Origin of the sequence: Microbacterium sp. NFH-22A-Y, from assembly GCF_021401375.1 — a bacterium.
In the GTDB taxonomy this organism is placed as follows: domain Bacteria; phylum Actinomycetota; class Actinomycetes; order Actinomycetales; family Microbacteriaceae; genus Microbacterium; species Microbacterium hominis.
The window spans coordinates 275,922-296,167 of record NZ_JACBGF010000001.1 but is presented as its reverse complement, the minus strand read 5'-3'; the positions used below and the strand labels follow the sequence as shown (position 1 = coordinate 296,167).

Genomic DNA, 20,246 nt, shown 5'->3' with positions numbered 1-20,246 from the left:
GCCGACGCGCCCGGAATCCCCGACGAACGTCACGGGCCTGAGCGGCGGCCCGGCCCGGCCGGCGTCAGTACACGTACTCCATGAGGTCGAGCCCGAGGGCACGGAACGCCTCGTGCGCGCGCAGCCGGTGCGCGACCGACAGATCGTCGAAGCACACGATGAGGGCGTAGGCGGCGCCGGAGCGCGGCCCGGCGATGACTCCGGCCTCGGCGCGGATGCCGTCGCCCCGGCCGGTCTTGTTGACGAAGAGCAGACCGTGGCGGTCGTCGTCGTGCGCGAAGGGGTCGAGCGCCGTGCTCGCGGCGACCAGCGCCAGATCCTGGTTGAGGCTCAGCCACTCCGACACCTGTGCGCTCACCGCCGGTGAGACGACCTGGGCGTTCACGAGGCCCGCGAAGAGGGTGACGAGCTCTCCCGTCGAGGCGAGGCCGACGTGCGGGGCGTCGTCGAGGCCGCGCTGATCGCGGAAGCCGTCGATCAGGGCCGTCTTGACGAGACCGATCTGCTCGACGCGCGCACGGACGGCGTCGAGCCCGACGCGCTCGAGCAGGGCGTTCGCGGCGGCCGCGTCCGACGCCGCCGCCGCCAGCACGGCGAGGTCGCGCACCGGCAGGGCGGGCGCCGCCAGCCGGTGCCAGAGGCCGCCGACCGTGACCGGCGGCACCGACGTGCGCTCGATGATCTCGAGGGGATCGAGCGTGCCGGCATCCATCTGCGCGGCCACCTCGATGAGCAGCGGCACGACGCCGATGCCCGCCACGGGGAGCACGAGGTGGGCGTCGCCGGCGAGCACCGTCTCGCCCGAGTCGAGGTCGGTCACGCACACCGAGACCTGCGCACCGGCGGCCGCCACGGCGTCGAGCGCGGCGAGCGCCGTCGAGAACGATCGCGTCCGCCCGCCGGATCGCCGCGGCGAGCGGCGGGATGCGGGGCGCTCCCCCCGCCGCGGCGATGCGGTGGTCACCAGATCGTGACGCGCTGGTCGGCGTCCAGCCACAGCGCGTCGGTCTCGGCGACGTCGAACGCCCGGTAGAACTCGTCGACGTTGCGGACGATCTGGTTGCAGCGGAACTCGTTGGGCGAGTGCGGGTCGATCGTCAGCAGACGGATCGTCTCGGCGTCGCGCCCCTTCTGCTGCCAGATCTGCGCCCAGCTCAGCAGCAGCCGCTGGATGCCGGTGAAACCGTCGATCACCGGCCCGTCGGCGCTGTCGTCCGTGACGTCGGCGCCGCTGTCCAGACCCAGCGAGAGCCGGTACGCCTTGATGGCGATGCCGAGCCCGCCGAGATCGCCGATGTTCTCGCCGATCGTGAGCGCCCCGTTGACGTGGTGCTCGGCGGCGAGACCCTGCGGCACGAGCTCGTCGTACTGCGCGATCAGGGCCGCCGTGCGCTGCTGGAACGCCGCGCGATCCTCGTCGGTCCACCAGTCGCGGAGGGCGCCGGTGCCGTCGAAGGCCGACCCCTGATCGTCGAAGCCGTGGCCGATCTCGTGGCCGATCACGGCGCCGATGCCGCCGTAGTTGGCCGCGGCATCCCGATCGAGCTCGAAGAACGGGTACTGCAGGATCGCCGCGGGGAAGACGATCTCGTTCATCAGCGGGTTGTAGTACGCGTTGACCGTCTGCGGGGTCATGTACCACTCGTCGCGGTCGATGGGTGCTCCGAGCTTGGCGATCTGCCGCTCGTGCTCCCACGCGTTGGTGCGGCGGACGTTGCCGATGAGGTCGGCGGCGTCGACCTCCAGAGCGGTGTAGTCCTTCCACTTCTGCGGGTAGCCCACCTTGGGCGTGAAGGCGGCGAGCTTCTCCAGCGCACGGTCGCGGGTCTCGGGCGTCATCCACTCCAGCGTCGCGATCGACGCGCGATAGGCCTCGATGAGGTTCGCCACCAGCTCGTCCATCGCCTCCTTGGCCGCCGGCGGGAAATGGCGATCGACGTACACCTTGCCGACCGCTTCGCCCATGGCCGCCTCGACGAAGCCGACACCGCGCTTCCAGCGTTCACGGTTGACCGGGACGCCGGTGAGCTCGGTGCCGTAGAAGGCGAAGTTGGCCTCGACGAACGCATCGGACAGGAACGCCGCCGACGCGCGCACGACGTGCAGTCGCAGCCAGGCCTTCCAGTCGTCGAGGCGGTCCTCGACGAGCAGGCCGCCGAGGCCGGAGAAGTAGCTCGGCTCATTCACGTTGATCTCGGCGAACCCATCGCGGCGCCCCGGCGCGACGGCGTCGAGCCAGGGATCGAGGTCGACGCCGACGAGCCCCTGCACCTCATCCCAGGTCATGAGGTTGTAGGTGGCGACCGCGTCGCGCGTGCGCACGTTGTCCCAGTGGTGCGTCGCCAGCTCGGTCTCGAGCGCGAGCACCCGGTCGGCCTGGCGCCCGGCATCCTCGCCCGCGGCGTCGACGCCGGCGAGCGCGAGCATCGTCTGCACGTAGTCGCGGAACGCGACACGGGTCTTGTCGAAGTTCTCCAGCCGGTAGTAGCTCTCATCGGGCAGCGAGAGCCCGGACTGGACGAAGAAGGAGACGTAGCGCTCGGGGTTGCCCGGGTCGGGCTCGATGTACACGCCGATCATGCCGCCGACGCCCTCGCGCTCGAGCTCGCCGACCGTGCGCAGCAGCGCGGGGACGGAGTCGATCGCGTCGACCCGGGCGAGCTGGTCGCGCAGGGGCTCGGCGCCGCGCTGCTCGATCCGCTCCGTGTCCATGAAGCTCGTGAACAGGTCGCCGATCTTGCGCGCCTCGGTCCCCGGCTCCGCCGCCGTCGACTCCTCGATGATCGCGCGGACGTCCTTCTCGGCCTGCTCCGCGATGAGGTGGAACGAGCCCCACCGCGCCTTGTCGTCGGGGATCTCGGTGCGTTCCAACCAGGCTCCGTTGACGTGGCGGAAGAGGTCGTCCTGAGGACGGATGCCGGGGCTCAACGCGGACAGCTCGATACCCGAGCGCAGGGAGGGATCGGTCATGCCGTACAGGATACGCGCCGGTTCTGACCGCGCGATCCGTGTTCACCCGTCGTTCGTCGTACATCCGTCGGGCACCGGCTCGCTCTCGAACCGGGCCCGCGTCCACGCCAGCAGATCGGCGGTCGTCGGGGCGTAGCCCTCCATGATCTGGGCGTGCTCGTATCCGTCGTAGCGACGGTAGTCGACGCGCTGGCCGGCGTCGCACATGCGCGCGACGGCGTCGTCCTGCGCCCCCACCGAGATGATCGTGTCGGCGCGCCCCTGACCGACGAACACGGGGGGACCGATGAGCGCGGGGGCGGTGCTCTGGCGCAGCCGGGCGCCGAGCGGACCCGTCGTGGGGTCGTCCGCGAAGATGTCGCGGTCTTCGCTGAGTCCGACGACCGCCAGCACCGACAGCGCCATCGTGGGCTCGTTCAGACAGCGTTGGGACATGGCCCGGACGACCGTCTGCGCGCCCGGGCGGATGTACCGGTCGTAGGTCACCTCGGGATCGATCGCCTCGTAGGCGGCGAAGGCGTAGGAGGCGAAGATCGTCCCGCCCGCCACCTGCGAGACGTCGCGCACGAGCCGCAGCGGATCGACGGCGGGAGCGAGGGCCGCCACGCCGCGCACCCACAGGCCGGGGGCGTAGGAGCGGGCGAGCGCGCCCGACCAGAGCGCGGCACCGCCGCCCTGGGAGTGGCCCCAGATCACGGTGTTGCGGCTGAGGTGCGCGTCCTCGAGCTCCCACGCGGCGCGCACGGCGTCGAGCGAGGCCCACGCGCTCGCCTCGCCGAACAGGTACGGATGCGGCCCCGTGGTGCCCAGCCCGCTGTAGTCGGTCGCGACCATCGCCCACCCCTCGGCGACGACTTTGCGCGGGTAGTACATCGCGCCGACCCAGAACGGGCGCTGCTGCAGGGTGGGAGCGCAGTGCTGGGCGAACCCCGTCGTGCCGTGGTTCCACTGCACGACCGGCCAGCGTGTGCCCTCCGCGCGGTCGCGCGGCACCATGACCATCCCGCTCGCGACGCGGAGCCGTCCGTCGACGCCGGTCGTCGTGTAGAGGATGCGCCAGGCCCGCGCCTTCGCGGGGACCTCGTTCGTGAACTCCTCCGCACGGATCAGCCGGCCCGGCTCGGACGGCACGTCGCGCGGAGCGGCGTAGAACTCGTCGACGACCGTGGAGCCGTCGCGCAGCGGCGTCGTCACGATGGCGACGGTCACCGCGAGGGCCACGGAGCCGAGGGCCATGGCGGTGCGCCCCCAGCGGCGCTGCGGCGCGGGGCGCCGGGGGTCACGGCGCTCGTCGCGGCGCCGGCGGAGCGCCGCCCACAGGTCGACGCTGCCGCGGATGATGAGCGAGGCCCCGAACACGACGGCGACGACGAGCAGCGTGATGTCGGGCCAGACGAGCGCCAGGACGCCGAAGATCAGGCCGGTCGCGCCGAAGGCGGCATCCGAGATCCGCTCATCCCAGCCGCGGCCCGCCCGGAACGCGGACAGCACCCCGATCCCGCCGTTGACGAGCAGCAGGATGCCGGTGATGTCGGCGACGGCCCGCACCGTGAGCCCGGGCCACACGAGCACGAACAGCCCGAGGGCGAACCAGCCGATCGCGACCGGCCACCGCCACCAGCGGCCGCCGCGCTCCTCGGCACGGCCGTTCGCCTCCAGCACGCCGGTGAGCACCATGCCGCCGCCGAGGAGGAGGGCCAGCACGTCGAGCGCGGTCGTCGGGCGCCAGACGATCACGGCGCCCAGCGCCACGGTCGCGATCGCGAGCGCGATCCGCAGCCCTTCCGGCATCCGCGCGTGCAGCCGCCACAGCGGGAGGTCCTGCAGGATGCCGTGCCGCGCCATCGATCCAGGCTAGAGGAGTCGCGCTCGCCCTCCGGACGGGGTCGGCAGCGGCCCCTAGGCTCGGAGTATGGCCACCCCCACCCTCAACCGCGAGATCCTGCGGCTGGCGGTTCCGGCCCTGGGCGCGCTCGTCGCCGAACCGCTCTTCCTCATCGTCGACGCGGCCCTGGTCGGCCACCTCGGGGTCGTGCCGCTGGCCGGTCTCGGCATCGCCTCGGCGGTGCTGCAGACGATCGTCGGCCTCATGGTGTTCCTCGCCTACTCGACGACACCCGCCGTCGCGCGGCGATTCGGCGCCGGCGACCAGACCAACGCCGTCCGCGCCGGCATCGACGGCCTCTGGCTCGCGCTCGGCCTGGGCGCCGTGCTCGCCGTCGCCGGATCGCTGCTGACCCCCTGGCTCGTCTCGCTGTTCGGCGCGGGCGCCGACGTCGCCGCGCAGGCCGTGATCTACCTGCAGCTGTCGATGTGGGGCCTGCCGGCGATGCTCATCGTGTTCGCCGCGACGGGACTGCTGCGCGGCATGCAGAACACCGTGACGCCGCTGTGGATCGCCGGGCTCGGGTTCGGCTTGAACGCGCTGCTCAACGCCGTCTTCATCTACGGGTTCGGGTGGGGCATCGCCGGCTCCGCGGCGGGCACCGTGGCCGCGCAGTGGGCCATGGTCGGCGCGTACGCCGTCGTCGTGGGCCGGCTGGCCCAGCGCCACGCGGCATCCCTGCGCCCCCAGCGCGACGGACTGCGCGGATCGGCGCGGGCGGGTGGCTGGCTGTTCCTGCGCACCGTCTCGCTGCGCGCCGCGTTCCTGGCCACGGTGTTCGCGGCGACGGCCCTCGGCACCGACGAACTGGCCGGCTGGCAGGTCGCCTTCACGATCTTCTCCACCGCCGCCTTCGCGCTCGACGCGCTCGCGATCGCGGCGCAGGCCCTCATCGGGCGCGGGCTCGGGGCGGGAGACGAGACGTTCGTGCGCCGCGTCCTCGGCCGCACCGTGGCGTGGGGCGTGTGGTTCGGCGTGCTCGTGGGCGGCGCCATCGGCGCCCTGTCGGGGGTGATCGGTCTCGTCTTCACCGGCTCGCCCGACGTCGCCGCGCTGGTGCAGCCGGCACTCGTGGCGCTGGCGGTCGCGCAGCCCGTCTGCGGCGTCGTCTTCGTCCTCGACGGCGTGCTCATGGGCGCGGGCGACGTGCGCTACCTGGCGCTGGCCGGAGCGGTGAACCTCGTCCCCTACATCCCCGCGCTCGCGGTGCTGTGGATCGTGCATCCCACGGGCGCCTCGGGCCTGATGTGGCTCGCGATCTGCTTCTTCGGCGTGTACATGCTGGCGCGGCTGGCGACCCTCGGCTGGCGGGTGCGGCGGCCGGAATGGACCACCGCGGGCGCCTGAGCACGACGGCGGCTCACGCCCAGCGGCGACACCACTCGTACATGACGACCGCCGCGGCGGCGCTCGCGTTGATCGAGCGGGTCGATCCGTACTGCGTGATCTCGACGACGGCGGATGCCGCCGCCACCGCCTCGGCCGACAGTCCGGGGCCCTCCTGCCCGAACAGCAGCACGCACCGCTCGGGCAGCTCGGCCCGGTCGACCGGCAGAGACCCGTCGACGTTGTCGACCGCGATCACGGGGATCGCGGCCTCCCGGGCCCACGCGGTGAAGGCGGCGACGTCCTCGTGGTGGCGGACGTGCTGGTAGCGGTCGGTGACCATGGCGCCGCGGCGGTTCCACCGGCGCCGGCCGATGATGTGCACCTCGGCCGCGCCGAACGCGTTGGCGCTGCGGACGATCGAGCCGATGTTCATGTCGTGCTGCCAGTTCTCGATGGCGACGTGGAACGGATGCCGGTGCTCGTCGAGGTCGGCGACGATCGCGGCCATGGTCCAGTAGCGGTACCGGTCGACGACGTTGCGGCGGTCGCCGTCGGCGAGCAGGTCACGGTCGTACCGGGGGTCGTCGGGCCAGGCGTCCGCTCCCCCGGGCCACGGCCCGACGCCGACGGGCAGCTGCGGCTCGCCGTCCGCGTCGGGCGCGGCATCCGGCGATCGCGCGGGGTCGGTCATCGCTCCAGGCTACCGATCCGGCCGGTCACGGCCCTCCGGCCTGCACAACTCCGCCCGAGCCGGTCTCGCGGCCGGTTACACCCCCACCTGTCGCCGCTCGGGCGGAGTCACGCAGACGCCGCACCTCCGACGGGCGAGATTTCGGCGCACCGAAATCTCTGCTAATTTTTCGGCATGCCGAAAAATCCTCCCTCGACGCTGGAGACGGGTAGCCGTGCGACCCGGCCTGCGCGGCCCGCAGCCGTACCGGCGAGGACGCGGCGCGCGGCGTGGTTGCTCGGGCCGGCGCTCGTCGCGGGGGTCGCCTATCTCGACCCGGGCAACGTCGCGAGCAACATGACCGCCGGCGCGCGCTTCGGCTACCTGCTGGTCTGGGTGGTCGTCCTGGGTAACACGACGGCGTGGCTCATCCAGTACCTGTCGGCCAAGCTGGGCATCGTCACGGGCCAGAGCCTCGCCGAGACCCTCGGCACCCGCCTGCGCACCCCCTGGGCCCGCCGCCTGTACTGGCTGCAGGCCGAGCTCGTCGCCATGGCGACCGACGTCGCCGAGGTGATCGGCGGCGCCGTCGCCCTCTGGCTGCTGTTCGGGGTGCCGCTCCCCGTCGGCGGGCTCATCACCGGGGCGGTGTCGATCGCCCTCCTGCTCGTTCAGCAGCGCCGCGGCGCCCGCAGCTTCGAGTTCGTCGTGATCGGCCTGCTCGTCGTGATCTCCATCGGCTTCACCTACGGGGTGTTCGTCGCCCCACCGGATGCCGCCGGCGTCGCCGCGGGCATGGTCCCCCGGTTCGAGGGCTCCGAGTCGGTGCTGCTCGCGGCATCCATCCTGGGTGCGACGATCATGCCGCACGCGATCTACGCGCACAGCGCGCTGGCGCGCGACCGCTTCTCCGCGCCGGGCGCGCGGGCGGAGGACCGCGCGCAGTCGACCCCGACCCTGCTGCGCGCGACCCGGTGGGACGTGACGATCGCGCTCGTCGTGGCGGGCACCGTCAACCTCGCGATCCTGCTGCTGGCGGCGGCGAACCTCGCCGGGGTGGCCGGGACCGACAGCCTCGAGGGTGCGTACGCCGCCCTCTCCGCCGGCCTCGGCGGGGTCGTCGCGACGATGTTTGCCGTCGGCCTCCTCGCGAGCGGGCTGGCCAGCACGGCGGTCGGCGCGTATGCGGGGGCCGAGATCATGCACGGACTGCTGCGCATCCGCGTGCCGCTGATCGCGCGGCGGCTCGTCACCCTCGTGCCGGCCATCGCGATCCTGGCGCTCGGGGTCGACCCGACCTGGGCGCTGATCCTCAGCCAGGTGGTGCTGAGCTTCGGCATCCCGTTCGCGCTCATCCCCCTCGTCGCGCTGACGGCGCGGCGCGACGTGCTCGGCGCGCACCGCAACCGCTGGTGGACGACCGTCGCGGGCGCGCTGGCCTCGGCGTTCCTGGTGGCGCTGAACGCCGTGCTGCTGTGGCTCGTGCTGTCGGGCGGATAGTCCCGGCGCGCTAGCCTGAAGACGTGGCTGCGAACTCCGTCGCGATCGACGACTACCTGAAGACGATCTACCACCACACCGAGTGGCAGACCACGCCGATCACGTCGTCGCAGCTGGCATCCGAGCTGAAGCTCGCTCCCTCGACGGTGACCGAGATGGTGCAGAAGCTCGTCGGCCTGGGCCTGGTCGACCACCGCCCGTACGGTCCGGTGTCCCTCACCGAGGCGGGTCGGCTCCGGGCGGCATCCATCATCCGCCGACATCGCCTCATCGAGACGTGGCTCGTGCAGGAGTTCGGCTACGCCTGGGACGAGGTGCACGACGAGGCGGAGGTCCTCGAGCACACGATCAGCGACCGGCTGCTCGCGGGCATCGACGAGCGACTGGGTCACCCCCGGTTCGACCCCCACGGCGACGCGATCCCGGATGCCGCGGGCGACGTCCACCGCCTCCCGTTCGTGCTCCTGGCCGCCGCCGACCTGGGCCACACCGGCGAGGTGCTCCGCGTCAGCGACCGCGATCCCGAGCTGCTGCGGGCGCTGGAGGGAGCGGGCATCGATGTGGGGCACCGCCTCGTGGTCGCGGGAGCCGACGTCGTCCGCGTCGACGACGGCGCGACCGTGACGCTTCCCGCCGGCGCGGCCGGTGCGGTCTGGCTGACCGCCTGACCCGGGTGGCCCCCGCCCGCCGCCCCGGCAGGGATGGTCCGCGACAGGCATGTCCCAAAAGAGGTCCCCTGCGGGCCCTCCGCACCGCACAATCTGGGACGCACCCCGCTATAAGTGGGACACGGTCGGGGCGAGGGGGGCATCGCGACCGGGACCGCGGAGAAGCTGGCGGCGGGCTCAGCGCCGCCAGGGGCGGCGGGTGCGACTGGCCTTCAGGTACGGCCAGGTGATCCCCGTGGCGTGCTCGCAGTAGGCCCACAACCGCGCGGCGATGTCCTCGTCGCGCGTGAGCTTGCTGGCGGTGCCGAGTGCCGGCGGCCCGGCGACGAGGCGCGACGGGCCCCAGAACTGACCGCCCGTCGCCTCGGGGTCGACGAGCGCCCGCACGAGCGGCCAGGCCCCGTGCTCCTTCGACTGGGTGATCGGAGCCTGCAGGTTGTCGACGAAGCGCGTCATCCGCGACGGCTCGTTGACCCCCAGGATGCCGCGGGTGCGGCCGCTGATGGCGTAGCCCGGGTGCGCGACGACACTGTCGATGGGCACGTTCGCGGCGCGCAGCCGCCGGTCGGCCTCGAAGCCGAGCGCGGTCGTCGCGACCTTCGACTGCACGTATGCGCGCCACGGCGAGTAGTTCGCCTCCAGCTCGGGGTCGACGGGGTCGTAGTTGCCCATGGCGGTGGACATCGAGCCGACCCACACCATGCGTCCGCGCCCCGCGGCGAGGGGCAGCAGCAGTTCGCCGGCGAGCGCATAGTGGCCGAGCGCGTTGGTCGCGAAGACGACCTCGTGCCCATCGGCGGTGGTCTCGCGATGGCGCGGCGGGTGCACGATCCCGGCGTTGAGCAGCAGGCCGTGCAGGCCGGCGCGGCCGCGGACGGTCGCGGCCGCCGCGCGCACCGACCCGAGGTTGCTCGTGTCGAGCAGGAGCGTCGCGATCTCGGCATCCGGCACCTGACGACGCACCGCCGCGCGCGCGACGGCGAGCTTGTTCGGATTGCGGCCGGTCATGATGACGTGGGCGCCGGCACCGGCCAGCTGCAGCGAGGAGAAGAAGCCCAAGCCCGCCGTCGACCCCGTGACGAGGTACCGCTTCCCGGACAGGTCGGGGAGCGTCGTCGGGTCCCAGTCATCGCGTGCCACGCGTCGAGACTACGACCGGACGGCCCCGCTAGGCTGGCCCCATGCGGACACGCGCCGATATCGAATGCTGGCTGACGGACATGGACGGCGTCCTCGTCCACGAGAACAAGCCCATCCCCGGCGCCGCCGAGCTGCTCGCGCAGTGGCGCGACGCCGGCACGCCGTTCCTCGTGCTGACGAACAACCCGTTCTACACGCCGCGCGATCTGAGCGCGCGGCTGCGCATCTCGGGCCTCGAGGTGCCCGAAGACCGCATCTGGACGTCGGCGCTCGCGACGGCGGACTTCCTGCGTTCGCAGCAGCCCGGCGGCACGGCGTTCGTGATCGGCGAGGCGGGGCTGACGACCGCTCTGCACGAGGCGGGGTACGTCCAGACGGAGACGCAGCCCGACTACGTCGTCATCGGCGAGACCCGCAACTACTCGTTCGACCGCATCACGCAGGCGATCCGCTTCATCAACGCCGGCGCGCGCTTCATCATCACCAACCCAGATGCGACCGGTCCGACCCCGACGGGCGTCGTGCCGGCGACCGGCTCGTTCGCGGCGCTCATCACGCACGCGACCGGCAAGGAGCCCTACGTCGTCGGCAAGCCGAACCCGATGATGTTCCGCTCGGCGATGAACCGCATCGGCGCCCACTCCGAGAACACCGGGATGATCGGCGACCGCATGGACACCGACGTGGTGGCCGGCATCGAGGCGGGCCTGCACACGATCCTCGTGCGCACCGGCATCTCCGACGACGCCGAGATCGAGCGCTACCCCTTCCGCCCCGACGAGATCGTGGACTCGGTCGCCGACCTGCTCGCCGCCGAGCCGGCGGAGTCCGAGATGCCCGAGGGCCTGTGACGGAGCGCAGCTCCGGTCGACGGGTCACCCTCACCGAGGTCGCGGAGCGGGCGGGCGTCTCCCGCTCGGCCGCATCGTTCGCCCTGAACGGACGCCTCGACCAGCGCCTGTCCGAAGAGACGATGGCGCGCGTGCGCAAAGCCGCCGACGATCTCGGCTACCGCGCCAACGTCACGGCCAAGACGCTGCGCACGGGCCGGTCGGGCACCGTCGCCCTGGTCTCGGACTTCGTCAGCTCGACGTCGTTCGCCAACTCGATGGTGCGCGGGGCGCTGGAGCGCCTGCGCGAGGCGGGGCTGCTCCTGTTCACCGTCGACACGCAGGGGGATGCCGAGATGGAGCGCCGCTTCCTCGACGACCTCGTCGCCCGCGACATCGACGGCATCCTGTACGCCTCGATGTTCACGCGGCGCGTGACACCCCCGGCATCCGCCCGGCACACGCCCCTCGTGCTCATGAACTGCGAGGCCGACGCGCCCGCGATCAGCTCGGTCGTACCCGACGAGCGCGCCGCCGGAGCGGCGGCCGCCCGCGCGCTGCTGGACGCCGGCCACGACCGTGACATCTGGTTCGTCGGCACGCTGGCTCCGGGCCGCACGGGCGGCTCCGCCTGGCACGAGTGGGGTCCCGTCGCGCTGCCGCGGCGCCTCGAGGGCATCCGCGAGACGCTCGCGGGGGCGGGCATCGAGCTCGCCGGCGACGTGGCGGTGGACGACGACTGGACCGTGCACGACGGCCGGGATGCCGCGGAGCGCCTGCTCGCGACGGGGGCGCGCCCGCGGGCGATCATCTGCGTCAACGACGCCGTCGGCGTGGGGGTCTTCCAGGCCCTGCGCCGTGCGGGGCTGCGGGTGCCCGACGACGTCTCGCTCGTGTCGTTCGACGGCGGCGTGCTCGCCGAGGCGACCGACCCGCAACTCGTCTCGCTGCGCCTGCCCCAGGCCGAGATCGGCCGCCGGGCGGCGGATCTGCTGCTGTCCCCGGGCGAAGGCGTGCGTCACGAGCTGGTCGAGATGCCGGTCAGCGCCGGCGGCTCCATCGCCGCACCCCGGGCGTGAGCGCCGAGGTCGAGACCCGAGTCCGATCCGCGGCGTGACGATCGCCGGAGAATCCGCACGCTGTCGGCCGAACCGGGCCGACCGCGGGGGCATCGAGCGCGGGAATCCGACGTTCGTCACGGCCGACCTCCGCCACGTCGAGGATGCCGCCCCGGCCGCTCCGATTCCTCCGGCCCGTACGGCGACATTCGCGCTTGCATCGCGGTGCTATATCGGTATAGCTTGTCTCTCGACGGCGTCGGAGCCCGGAGTTCGGACATGCATGCGGATGACGCCAGCCACCTCCATCCCGCACGTACAAAGGAGTATGACCATGAGCGCACTCACCGCTCGCACCGCCCCCAACCCCTGGTGGGTCGGCTTCGTCTGCGGGATGGCGACGTTCGTCGACGCCGCCGCGACCACCGGCATCGGTGTCGCCCTCGTCCTCTTCCAGTCGTTCACCCCCGGCACCCCCGGGCTCACCGCGGACCAGGTGGGCCTGCTGACCGGCGTCCTCACCGCCGGGGTCGCGATCGGCTCGCTCCTCGGCGGGCGCCTGGCCGACCGGTTCGGCCGCCGCCGCGTCTTCCTCGTGACGATGAGCCTCATCGTGCTCGGATCGCTCACGCCGTTCTTCGGCGTCTCCTTCGGGCTCCTCCTGCCCGGCATCGCGCTCATCGGCCTCGGCGTCGGCGCCGACCTGCCGGCGGCTCTCGCCTCGATCTCGGAGGCCGCCGACGACCGCAACCGCGGCAAGATCCTCGTGTTCTCGAACCTCCTGGGCGGCTTCGGCATCCTGCTGGCCGTGCTCATCGGCATCTTCTTCGGCGCGCTCGGCGAGACCGGCGGCCGCATCATGTTCGCCGCCTTCGGCGGCGTGGGGCTCGTGGTGCTCGCGCTGCGACTGACGATCCCGGAGTCGGCGACCTGGCTCGCCGCCCAGCAGGAGCGCCGCACCGGCGTGCAGACCGTCCGCGCCGAACGCGGGCGCCTGCGCGACTTCGGCCGCCCGCAGTACCGCCGCCCGTTCGTCACGCTGCTGATCTACTACACGCTCGCATCCATCGCGATCAGCGTCGCCGGCAGCTTCGGCACCTTCGTCGCCGTGAACGTCGCCGGCATCCCGGTGAACGAGTACCAGACGTGGACGCTGCTGGCGATGCCTGCCGCCATCCTCGGCGCGGTCTGGTTCATGGCCGTCGCCGACACGACGTTCCGCATGAGCTACTACGTGGCGGGCGCGATCGCGGTCGTCGTCGCGAACCTCGTGCCCGTGGTGTTCGGCTTCACCCTGCCCGCCCTCGTCGTCTCGGTCGTCGTGACGACGTTCGCCGGCGCGTTCTGCTTCGAGACGATCATGAAGGTGTGGACCCAGGAGTCGTTCCCCACCATGCTGCGCTCCACGGCGCAGGGCACCGTCTACGCCGTCGCCCGCTTCGCGACGGCCGGGTTCAACGTCGTCACACCGGCTCTTCTCGCCCTCAACCCGAGCGCCGTCTACGTCGCCGTCTCGGTGGTCGCCGCCGCCGGCTTCCTCATCGGCTGGATCGGCTTCCGCCGCGGCGTGACGAACGCGTTCGACGTGGAGTCGGAGACGGTCACGGCATCCACCGACCTCCCCCGCTCTGCGACGCTCGCCCGCTGACCCCGACGAAAGAACTCCCATGCGACTCGTTCCCTTCGAGACCACCGTCCGCGCACGGACGCTGCGCGGCACGCACTACCTGCCGGATGCCGCGGCGGGCGCGGCCCGGGAGCCGCGACCGACCGTCGTGTTGCTGCACGGCTTCGGCGGATCGCGGGTGGAGACCACCGGCGTCTTCGTGACGCTCGCCCGCGCGCTGGTCGCGGCCGGGTTCGGCGTGCTGGCGTTCGACCGCGCCGGCCACGGCGAGAGCGACGGGGAGTTCTTCGACACGACGGCATCCGGCGACATCGCCGACACGGCCGCGGTGCTCGCCGCCCTGCGCGAGAGCCCCGCGGTGGATGCCGCGAACCTGCATCTGGTGGGCATGAGCCTCGGCTCGGTCATCGCGGCGGCCGTCGCGGCCGAGGCGGGGGGCGGGGGCGCCATCCGGTCGCTGACGATGTGGTCGACGGCGGCGGTGTTCGTCGACGACATCCGCTCGGGGCAGATCCAGGGACGTTCGCTGGCCGCGCTCGACGGCCCGGACGGGTTCTTCGACTTCCTCGGCATGCGGATGGGGCCGGCCATGCGCGACGACGCCCTCACGTTCGACCCGTACGCGCGGGCCGCCGGGTACGGCGGGCCGGCGCTCCTGTTGCACGGCACGGCGGACTTCGTGCCCGTCTCCTATGCCGAGCGCTACGCCGCGGCGGATGTGTTCGGCGAGCGCGCCGAGGTGGTCGTCGTCGAGGGGGCCGATCACGGGTGGGCCGAGCTCCCCCAGCGCGACGAGCTGATCTCCCGCACCGTCTCGTTCATCCAGATCCACTCCGAGAGGACCGCATCGTGAGCACGTCCGTCACCTCCACCCGCGCCACCGACACGACCGGGATCGGCGAGGTCGTGCGCCTCGGCGAGGCTCAGGTGCTGCTGGAGGGGCACCTCGACGTCGACGAGAGCCGCGGCATCCGCCCCCTGCGCCTGCCACGCAGCACGTGGGCGCAGTTCCCGCCGAACGGCGAGATCCTGCGGGCGATCACGGCGAACGCCAGCGGTGTGCGGCTGCGGTTCACGACCGCCGCGACGCGGCTGTCGCTGACGCTGCGGTGCACGCAGCTGTACTTCGCCGAGCTCGCCGGGCCGGTCAACGATGTGGTCGTCGAGGTCGACGGCCGGCCGGTGCACACGGCGCGCGCCCCCATCACTGACCTGCGGCGGCTGTCGTGGACCGGGGATGCCGCGGCCGACGAGCCCGTCACCGAGCCCGCGACGCTGGAGATCGCCCTGGACGGTGAGGGCGACACGGGCGGCACGGGCGACTCGGGCGGTGCGGCGACCGAGAAGGCCGTGAGCGTGTGGCTGCCGCAGGGGATGATCGTCGATCTGCTCGACCTCCGGGCCGACGCCCCGGTGACCGCCGCGGAGCCGTCGCGCGCACCGGTGTGGATCCACCACGGCAGCTCGATCAGCCACTGCGTCGAGACGCCGTCGCCGACCGGGGTGTGGCCCGTGATCGCGGCGCGGACGAGCGATCTCTCGCTGATCAACCTGGGTTTCGGCGGACAGTGCATGCTCGATCCGTTCGTCGCCGACACCATCGCCGCCACGCCCGCCGACGTGATCACGCTGAAGGTGGGCATCAACATCGTGGGAGCCCGGTCGTTCGATCAGCGCACGTTCACCCCCGCGGTGCACGGCTTCCTCGATCGAGTGCGCGCCGGACATCCCGACACCCCCATCGTGCTGGCGTCGTCGATCCTCTGGCCGGGGAGCGAGGACAACCCCGGACCATCGGACGTGGAGTTCTTCGACGACGGTCACGTCCGCTGCTATGCCGCCGGGGATGCCGCCGACGTCGCCCGCGGCGCGCTGACCATGACCGAGTCGCGGCGGCAGCTGGCCGAGGTGGTGCGGATGCGCGCGGCATCCGGGGAGCGGATCGCGTACCTCGACGGACTGAGTCTCTACGGCCCCGACGATCAGGCGCGCTACACGCTGCCCGACAGCCTGCATCCCGACACGGAGTTGTATGCCGAGATCGCGGCGCGGTTCGCCGCCGCGGTGTTCGGCGCGGGCGGGCTCGTTCCGCGGACCGGGCTCGTTCCGCGGACGCGGCTAGGCTGAGACTGCCCGCCTCCACGCGGGCGGAGGAGACACCGTGAACGCGACCGAGCAGACCCTGCTGTTCGCCTCGACCGCCCTCGTGCTGGCCGGGACGCTCGTCGTGTTCGTCATGCAGGTGATCCGCGGCCGCCGGCGCGACCGCGGCGACGGGAGCGACCAGTGATGGCCATCGTGTTCGTCGTCACGGCGATGATCCTGCTGATCGTCGCGCTCGTGCTGTTCGTGCGCGGCCGCCGCGACGCCCCGCAGGGAACCCCGCTGCCCAACGGCCGCGGCATCCTGCTGCTGACGCTCGCGGGCCTCGTGTTCGCACTGGCGTCGCAGCTGCCCATCTTCCGCTGAGCCACCTCTCCCCGGTCATCGTCGCCGGAATCGGATGCCGAGAACGGATTCGGATCTGCCGGCCGACGGCATCCGAATCCGTCAGCGATCTCCGAATCCGTTGCGGCGCGGGACGCGCGAGCCGCAGGCCCTTACTGCGCCTGCAGGCCCAGGTCGTCGAGGTCGATGATCGACCGCCACTCGTAGCCGGCGGCCTCGACGGCGGCCTGGGCGCCGGTCTTGCGGTCGACGACCGTGACCACCGCGACGATCTCCGCACCCGCGGCCGCGGCGACCTCGGCGGCCTTCAGGGGGGAGCCGCCCGTGGTGGAGGTGTCCTCGACGATCACGACACGCTTCCCGGCCACCTCGGCGCCCTCGATCTGGCGACCGCGGCCGTGGTCCTTCGGCTCCTTGCGCACGACGAACGCGTCCACGGGGGTACCGGCGGCGACCGACGCGTGCATGACGGCGTTCGCGATCGGGTCGGCCCCCAGGGTGAGGCCGCCCACGGCATCCACGTTCAGGTCGCGCACCGCGTCGAGCACGAGCCGGCCGATCGCGGGAGCCGCGCGGTGGTCGAGCGTGAGCTTGCGCATGTCGACGTAGTACGTCGCCTTCTTGCCGCTGGAGAGCGTGAAGTCGCCGTGGAAGACGGCTTCGGCGGCGATGAGGTCGACGAGGGCGCGGCGCTCGGACTCGAGCTCGGGCGTGGAGGCGGCGGTCATGCACACGAGTCTACGGAAGCGAAGAACCGGGATTATTTCCGCGTCATCACCCGCCGCGGCATCCGCCTCGCGCCCTAGAGTCGGGAACGTCACCCGGCGCGGTGCCCGGGCGATCCCGGACGCTCCGCCCGACCCGATCGAAGGAGCACCATGGCCCGTATCGGCATCGTCCGCGAGCGGGACGGCGAGACCCGCGTCGCCGCCTCCCCCACCACCGTCGGCAAGATCCGCGCGCTCGGCTACGACGTGAGCGTCGAGACGGGCGCGGGCGCGGCATCGTCGTTCCCGGATGCCGCCTACACCGCCGCCGGTGCGACCATCGCCACCCGCGACGAGGCCTGGGGCGCCGACGTCGTCCTGTCGGTCGCGGCCCCGACGGATGCCGAGATCGCGCTGCTGCAGCCGGGGGCGACGCTCATCGGCATCCTGAGCCCCGCGCTCAACCCCGACCTGCTCGCCGCCCTCGCCGCCCGCGGCGTGACGGCCCTCGCCATGGACGCCGTGCCACGCATCTCGCGCGCGCAGTCGATGGACGTGCTCAGCTCCATGGCCAACATCGCGGGCTACCGCGCCGTCGTCGAGGCCGCGAACGAGTTCGGCCGCTTCTTCACCGGGCAGGTCACCGCCGCCGGCAAGGTCCCGCCCGCGAAGGTGCTCGTCGCCGGCGCGGGCGTCGCCGGACTCGCGGCGATCGGCGCCGCCTCGAGCCTCGGCGCGATCGTCCGCGCCACCGACCCGCGCCCCGAGGTCGCCGACCAGGTCGCCTCGATCGGCGGCACCTACCTCGAGGTCGTCGTGCCCGACGAGCAGAAGGAGGTCTCGGCCGACGGCTACGCCAAGGCCACCAGCGCCGCCTACGACGCCGCGGCCGCGAAGCTGTACGGCGACCAGGCCGCCGACGTCGACATCGTCATCACGACGGCGCTCATCCCGGGTCGCGCGGCCCCGCGACTGATCACCGCCGCCGACGTCGCGGCGATGAAGCCGGGCAGCGTCATCGTCGACATGGCCGCGGGCCAGGGCGGCAACGTCGAGGGTTCCGTCGCCGGTGAGCGCGTCGTCACGGCGAACGGCGTCATCGTCCTCGGCTACACCGACCTCGCCGGACGCCTCCCCCAACAGGCGTCGCAGCTCTACGGCACCAACCTGCTGAACCTGCTCGCCCTCCTCACCCCCGGCAAGGACGGGCAGCTCGTCATCGACGACACCGACGTCGTGCAGCGCGCCGTCACCGTCACGCGCGGCGGCGCCGTCACCTGGCCGCCGCCGCCCGTGCAGGTCTCGGCCGCGCCCGCGACGCCGGGGGCGGATGCCGCGGCATCCACCCCCGCACCGGCCGCCAAGAAGGGGCTCTCGGCGGGAGCGAAGACCGGTCTGATCGTCGCCGGCATCGCCGCGCTGTTCCTCGTGTGCGCCGTCGCGCCCGCGCCCCTGCCGCAGCACATCCTCGTTCTCACCCTGTCGGTCGTGATCGGCTTCTACGTCATCGGCAAGGTCGCCCACGCCCTGCACACGCCGCTGATGAGCGTCACCAACGCGATCAGCGGCATCATCGTCGTCGGCGCCATGACCCAGATCGTCGTTCCGAACCCCGTGGTGCAGGTGCTCGCGGCGATCGCGGTGCTCCTGGCATCCATCAACATCTTCGGAGGCTTCGCGGTGACCCGTCGCATGCTCGCCATGTTCCAGAAGGGCGACCAGAAGTGACCGCGCTCGCCCAGTCCGTCTCGACCGCCGCGTACATCGTCGCGGCGCTGCTGTTCATCCTCGCCCTCGCCGGCCTCAGCAAACAGGAGACCGCCCGTCGCGGCGTCGTCTACGGCATCGCCGGCATGACGATCGCCCTGCTCGCCACTCTCGTGCTCGTCATCGCGAACGGCACCCTCCTGCCCGACGGCGCGACCGCCGCGCTCGGGGTCGGGCTGCTCGTGGCCGCGGTCGTGGTCGGCGGCGCCATCGGCCTGTGGCGGGCGCGCGTGGTCGAGATGACCGGCATGCCCGAGCTCATCGCCCTGCTGCACTCCTTCGTGGGCCTCGCGGCCGTGCTCGTCGGCTGGAACGGCCACCTGTACGCCGACGGGATCGCGCCCGAGCTCGTCGGCATCCACCACGCGGAGGTGTTCATCGGGGTGTTCATCGGCGCCGTGACCTTCACCGGCTCGATCGTCGCATTCCTAAAGCTCTCGGGGCGCATGTCGTCGAAGCCGCTCATGCTGCCCGGCAAGAACACCCTCAACGTCGGCGCGCTCGTGCTGTTCCTCGCCCTGACCGTCTGGTACGTCGCGACCCCGTCGATCTGGCTGCTCGTCGCCGTGACCGTGCTCGCCCTCGCTCTCGGCTGGCACCTGGTGGCCTCGATCGGCGGCGGCGACATGCCGGTCGTCGTCTCGATGCTCAACAGCTACTCCGGCTGGGCGGCGGCCGCGGCGGGCTTCCTCCTGAACAACGACCTGCTGATCGTCACCGGCGCCCTCGTGGGCTCGTCGGGTGCGTACCTCTCGTACATCATGTGCAGGGCGATGAACCGGTCGTTCCTGTCGGTCATCGCCGGCGGGTTCGGCATCGAGGCGCCCCGGAGTGCCGACGCCGAGGAGGGCGAACACCACGAGACGGATGCCGCGGCCGTCGCCGAGCTCCTCCGCGACGCCCGGTCGGTCATCATCACCCCCGGCTACGGCATGGCCGTCGCCCAGGCGCAGTACCCAGTCGCCGACCTCACGAAGCGGCTGCGCGAGCGGGGCGTCGAGGTGCGCTTCGGCATCCACCCCGTCGCCGGGCGCCTGCCGGGCCACATGAACGTGCTTCTGGCCGAGGCCAAGGTCCCGTACGACATCGTGCTGGAGCTCGATGAGATCAACGACGACTTCGCCGACACCGACGTGGTGCTCGTGATCGGGGCGAACGACACGGTCAACCCGGCCGCGGCCGAAGACCCGGGTTCTCCCATCGCCGGCATGCCGGTGCTGCACGTGTGGGAGGCGCGCAGCGTCATCGTGTTCAAGCGGTCGATGGCCTCGGGCTACGCCGGCGTGCAGAACCCGCTGTTCTTCCGCGACAACACGCAGATGCTGTTCGGCGACGCCAAGCAGCGGGTGGAGGACATCCTGCGGGCGCTGTGACCCGAGGGTGCCCGGCTCCTCCGGGCCGAGCCGCCATAATCGATCCATGGCGAGAGGCCGCAAGAGCCCGCAGTTGCTGGTCGATGCGTTGCGGAGCGCGTCATCGACGTCCGAGCGGAAACGGGCTCGTCGCGCGGCGGTGTCGCGACTGCGCGCGGGCCGGTTCCGCGGCGACGTCGACCTCACCGCACTGCGGATGGCGCTGGCCGCGCACGACCGACGTCACGGTGAGCCGTCGCAGGCGGGCCGATGGGGCATCGTGACCGAGGGGTGG

Annotated in this window: 18 protein-coding genes; 12 read left to right on the top strand and 6 right to left on the bottom strand. The window is 72.3% G+C overall.

All coding sequences use genetic code 11. From position 1 onward, the window contains the following. Positions 1–64 precede the first annotated feature (64 nt). The 3 genes from L0965_RS01355 to L0965_RS01345 are packed head-to-tail and all read right to left on the bottom strand — an operon-like array spanning position 65 to position 4,815. The gene (locus L0965_RS01355) at positions 65–964 is read right to left on the bottom strand and encodes a serine hydrolase (RefSeq protein WP_232783976.1); all 900 of its coding nucleotides are present in this window, start codon (positions 962–964) and stop codon (positions 65–67) included. Next, on the bottom strand, positions 961–2,970 hold the full coding sequence (locus L0965_RS01350; protein WP_101305392.1) for a M13 family metallopeptidase: 2,010 nt from the start codon (positions 2,968–2,970) through the stop codon (positions 961–963). Before L0965_RS01350 ends, L0965_RS01355 begins: the two co-directional genes overlap by 4 nt. Before the next feature lie 42 nt (positions 2,971–3,012). Continuing rightward, positions 3,013–4,815: a lipase family protein gene (locus L0965_RS01345; protein ID WP_101305391.1), complete on the bottom strand. Its 1,803-nt coding sequence runs from the start codon at positions 4,813–4,815 to the stop codon at positions 3,013–3,015. Positions 4,816–4,882: 67 nt separating this feature from the next. Here L0965_RS01345 and L0965_RS01340 point away from each other — a divergent pair, with 67 nt between their 5' ends. Continuing rightward, a complete protein-coding gene (locus tag L0965_RS01340) occupies positions 4,883–6,202 on the top strand; it encodes an MATE family efflux transporter (RefSeq protein WP_101305390.1) in 1,320 nt (439 codons plus the stop codon). 13 nt (positions 6,203–6,215) lie between these two features. On the opposite strand, the gene L0965_RS01335 is transcribed toward L0965_RS01340, so the two are convergent. After that, on the bottom strand, positions 6,216–6,875 hold the full coding sequence (locus tag L0965_RS01335; RefSeq protein WP_101305389.1) for a TrmH family RNA methyltransferase: 660 nt from the start codon (positions 6,873–6,875) through the stop codon (positions 6,216–6,218). 174 nt (positions 6,876–7,049) lie between these two features. Between L0965_RS01335 and L0965_RS01330 the strand changes: the two genes are divergently transcribed. Beyond that, positions 7,050–8,354, top strand: a complete 1,305-nt coding sequence (locus L0965_RS01330) for an Nramp family divalent metal transporter (protein ID WP_232783975.1) — start codon at positions 7,050–7,052, stop codon at positions 8,352–8,354. Positions 8,355–8,377: 23 nt separating this feature from the next. Then, positions 8,378–9,022, top strand: a complete 645-nt coding sequence (locus tag L0965_RS01325) for a metal-dependent transcriptional regulator (RefSeq protein WP_101305388.1) — start codon at positions 8,378–8,380, stop codon at positions 9,020–9,022. A gap of 177 nt (positions 9,023–9,199) precedes the next feature. Here L0965_RS01325 and L0965_RS01320 read toward each other — a convergent pair whose 3' ends face one another. Beyond that, positions 9,200–10,162 carry an SDR family NAD(P)-dependent oxidoreductase gene (locus L0965_RS01320; protein WP_101305387.1) on the bottom strand — a complete coding sequence of 321 codons (963 nt, stop codon included), beginning with the start codon at positions 10,160–10,162 and terminating at the stop codon, positions 9,200–9,202. Positions 10,163–10,203: 41 nt separating this feature from the next. On the opposite strand from L0965_RS01320, the gene L0965_RS01315 reads away from it, so the two are divergent. The 7 genes from L0965_RS01315 to L0965_RS01290 all read left to right on the top strand — a co-directional run bounded on the left by L0965_RS01315 (position 10,204) and on the right by L0965_RS01290 (position 16,146). Next, complete coding sequence (locus L0965_RS01315) at positions 10,204–11,013, top strand: HAD-IIA family hydrolase (protein ID WP_060959698.1); 810 nt, start codon at positions 10,204–10,206, stop codon at positions 11,011–11,013. Beyond that, positions 11,010–12,071 carry a LacI family DNA-binding transcriptional regulator gene (locus tag L0965_RS01310; RefSeq protein WP_101305386.1) on the top strand — a complete coding sequence of 354 codons (1,062 nt, stop codon included), beginning with the start codon at positions 11,010–11,012 and terminating at the stop codon, positions 12,069–12,071. Before L0965_RS01315 ends, L0965_RS01310 begins: the two co-directional genes overlap by 4 nt. Before the next feature lie 313 nt (positions 12,072–12,384). Beyond that, positions 12,385–13,698, top strand: a complete 1,314-nt coding sequence (locus L0965_RS01305; protein WP_101305385.1) for an MFS transporter — start codon at positions 12,385–12,387, stop codon at positions 13,696–13,698. A gap of 19 nt (positions 13,699–13,717) precedes the next feature. Beyond that, positions 13,718–14,530, top strand: a complete 813-nt coding sequence (locus L0965_RS01300; RefSeq protein WP_101305384.1) for a S9 family peptidase — start codon at positions 13,718–13,720, stop codon at positions 14,528–14,530. Beyond that, on the top strand, positions 14,527–15,804 hold the full coding sequence (locus L0965_RS16695; protein WP_101305383.1) for a GDSL-type esterase/lipase family protein: 1,278 nt from the start codon (positions 14,527–14,529) through the stop codon (positions 15,802–15,804). Before L0965_RS01300 ends, L0965_RS16695 begins: the two co-directional genes overlap by 4 nt. Positions 15,805–15,838: 34 nt before the next feature. Next, positions 15,839–15,967: a hypothetical protein gene (locus L0965_RS16495; protein WP_255266080.1), complete on the top strand. Its 129-nt coding sequence runs from the start codon at positions 15,839–15,841 to the stop codon at positions 15,965–15,967. Then, positions 15,967–16,146, top strand: a complete 180-nt coding sequence (locus L0965_RS01290; protein ID WP_223848799.1) for a hypothetical protein — start codon at positions 15,967–15,969, stop codon at positions 16,144–16,146. Before L0965_RS16495 ends, L0965_RS01290 begins: the two co-directional genes overlap by 1 nt. A gap of 131 nt (positions 16,147–16,277) precedes the next feature. Here L0965_RS01290 and pyrE read toward each other — a convergent pair whose 3' ends face one another. After that, positions 16,278–16,853: an orotate phosphoribosyltransferase gene (pyrE, locus tag L0965_RS01285; protein WP_060959703.1), complete on the bottom strand. Its 576-nt coding sequence runs from the start codon at positions 16,851–16,853 to the stop codon at positions 16,278–16,280. Positions 16,854–17,003: 150 nt separating this feature from the next. Between pyrE and L0965_RS01280 the strand changes: the two genes are divergently transcribed. Then, complete coding sequence (locus L0965_RS01280) at positions 17,004–18,560, top strand: Re/Si-specific NAD(P)(+) transhydrogenase subunit alpha (protein ID WP_101305382.1); 1,557 nt, start codon at positions 17,004–17,006, stop codon at positions 18,558–18,560. Further along, entirely contained in the window at positions 18,557–19,972 is a 1,416-nt protein-coding gene (gene pntB / locus L0965_RS01275) for a Re/Si-specific NAD(P)(+) transhydrogenase subunit beta (RefSeq protein WP_101305381.1), read from the top strand. Before L0965_RS01280 ends, pntB begins: the two co-directional genes overlap by 4 nt. The last annotated feature ends 274 nt before the right edge of the window (positions 19,973–20,246 follow it).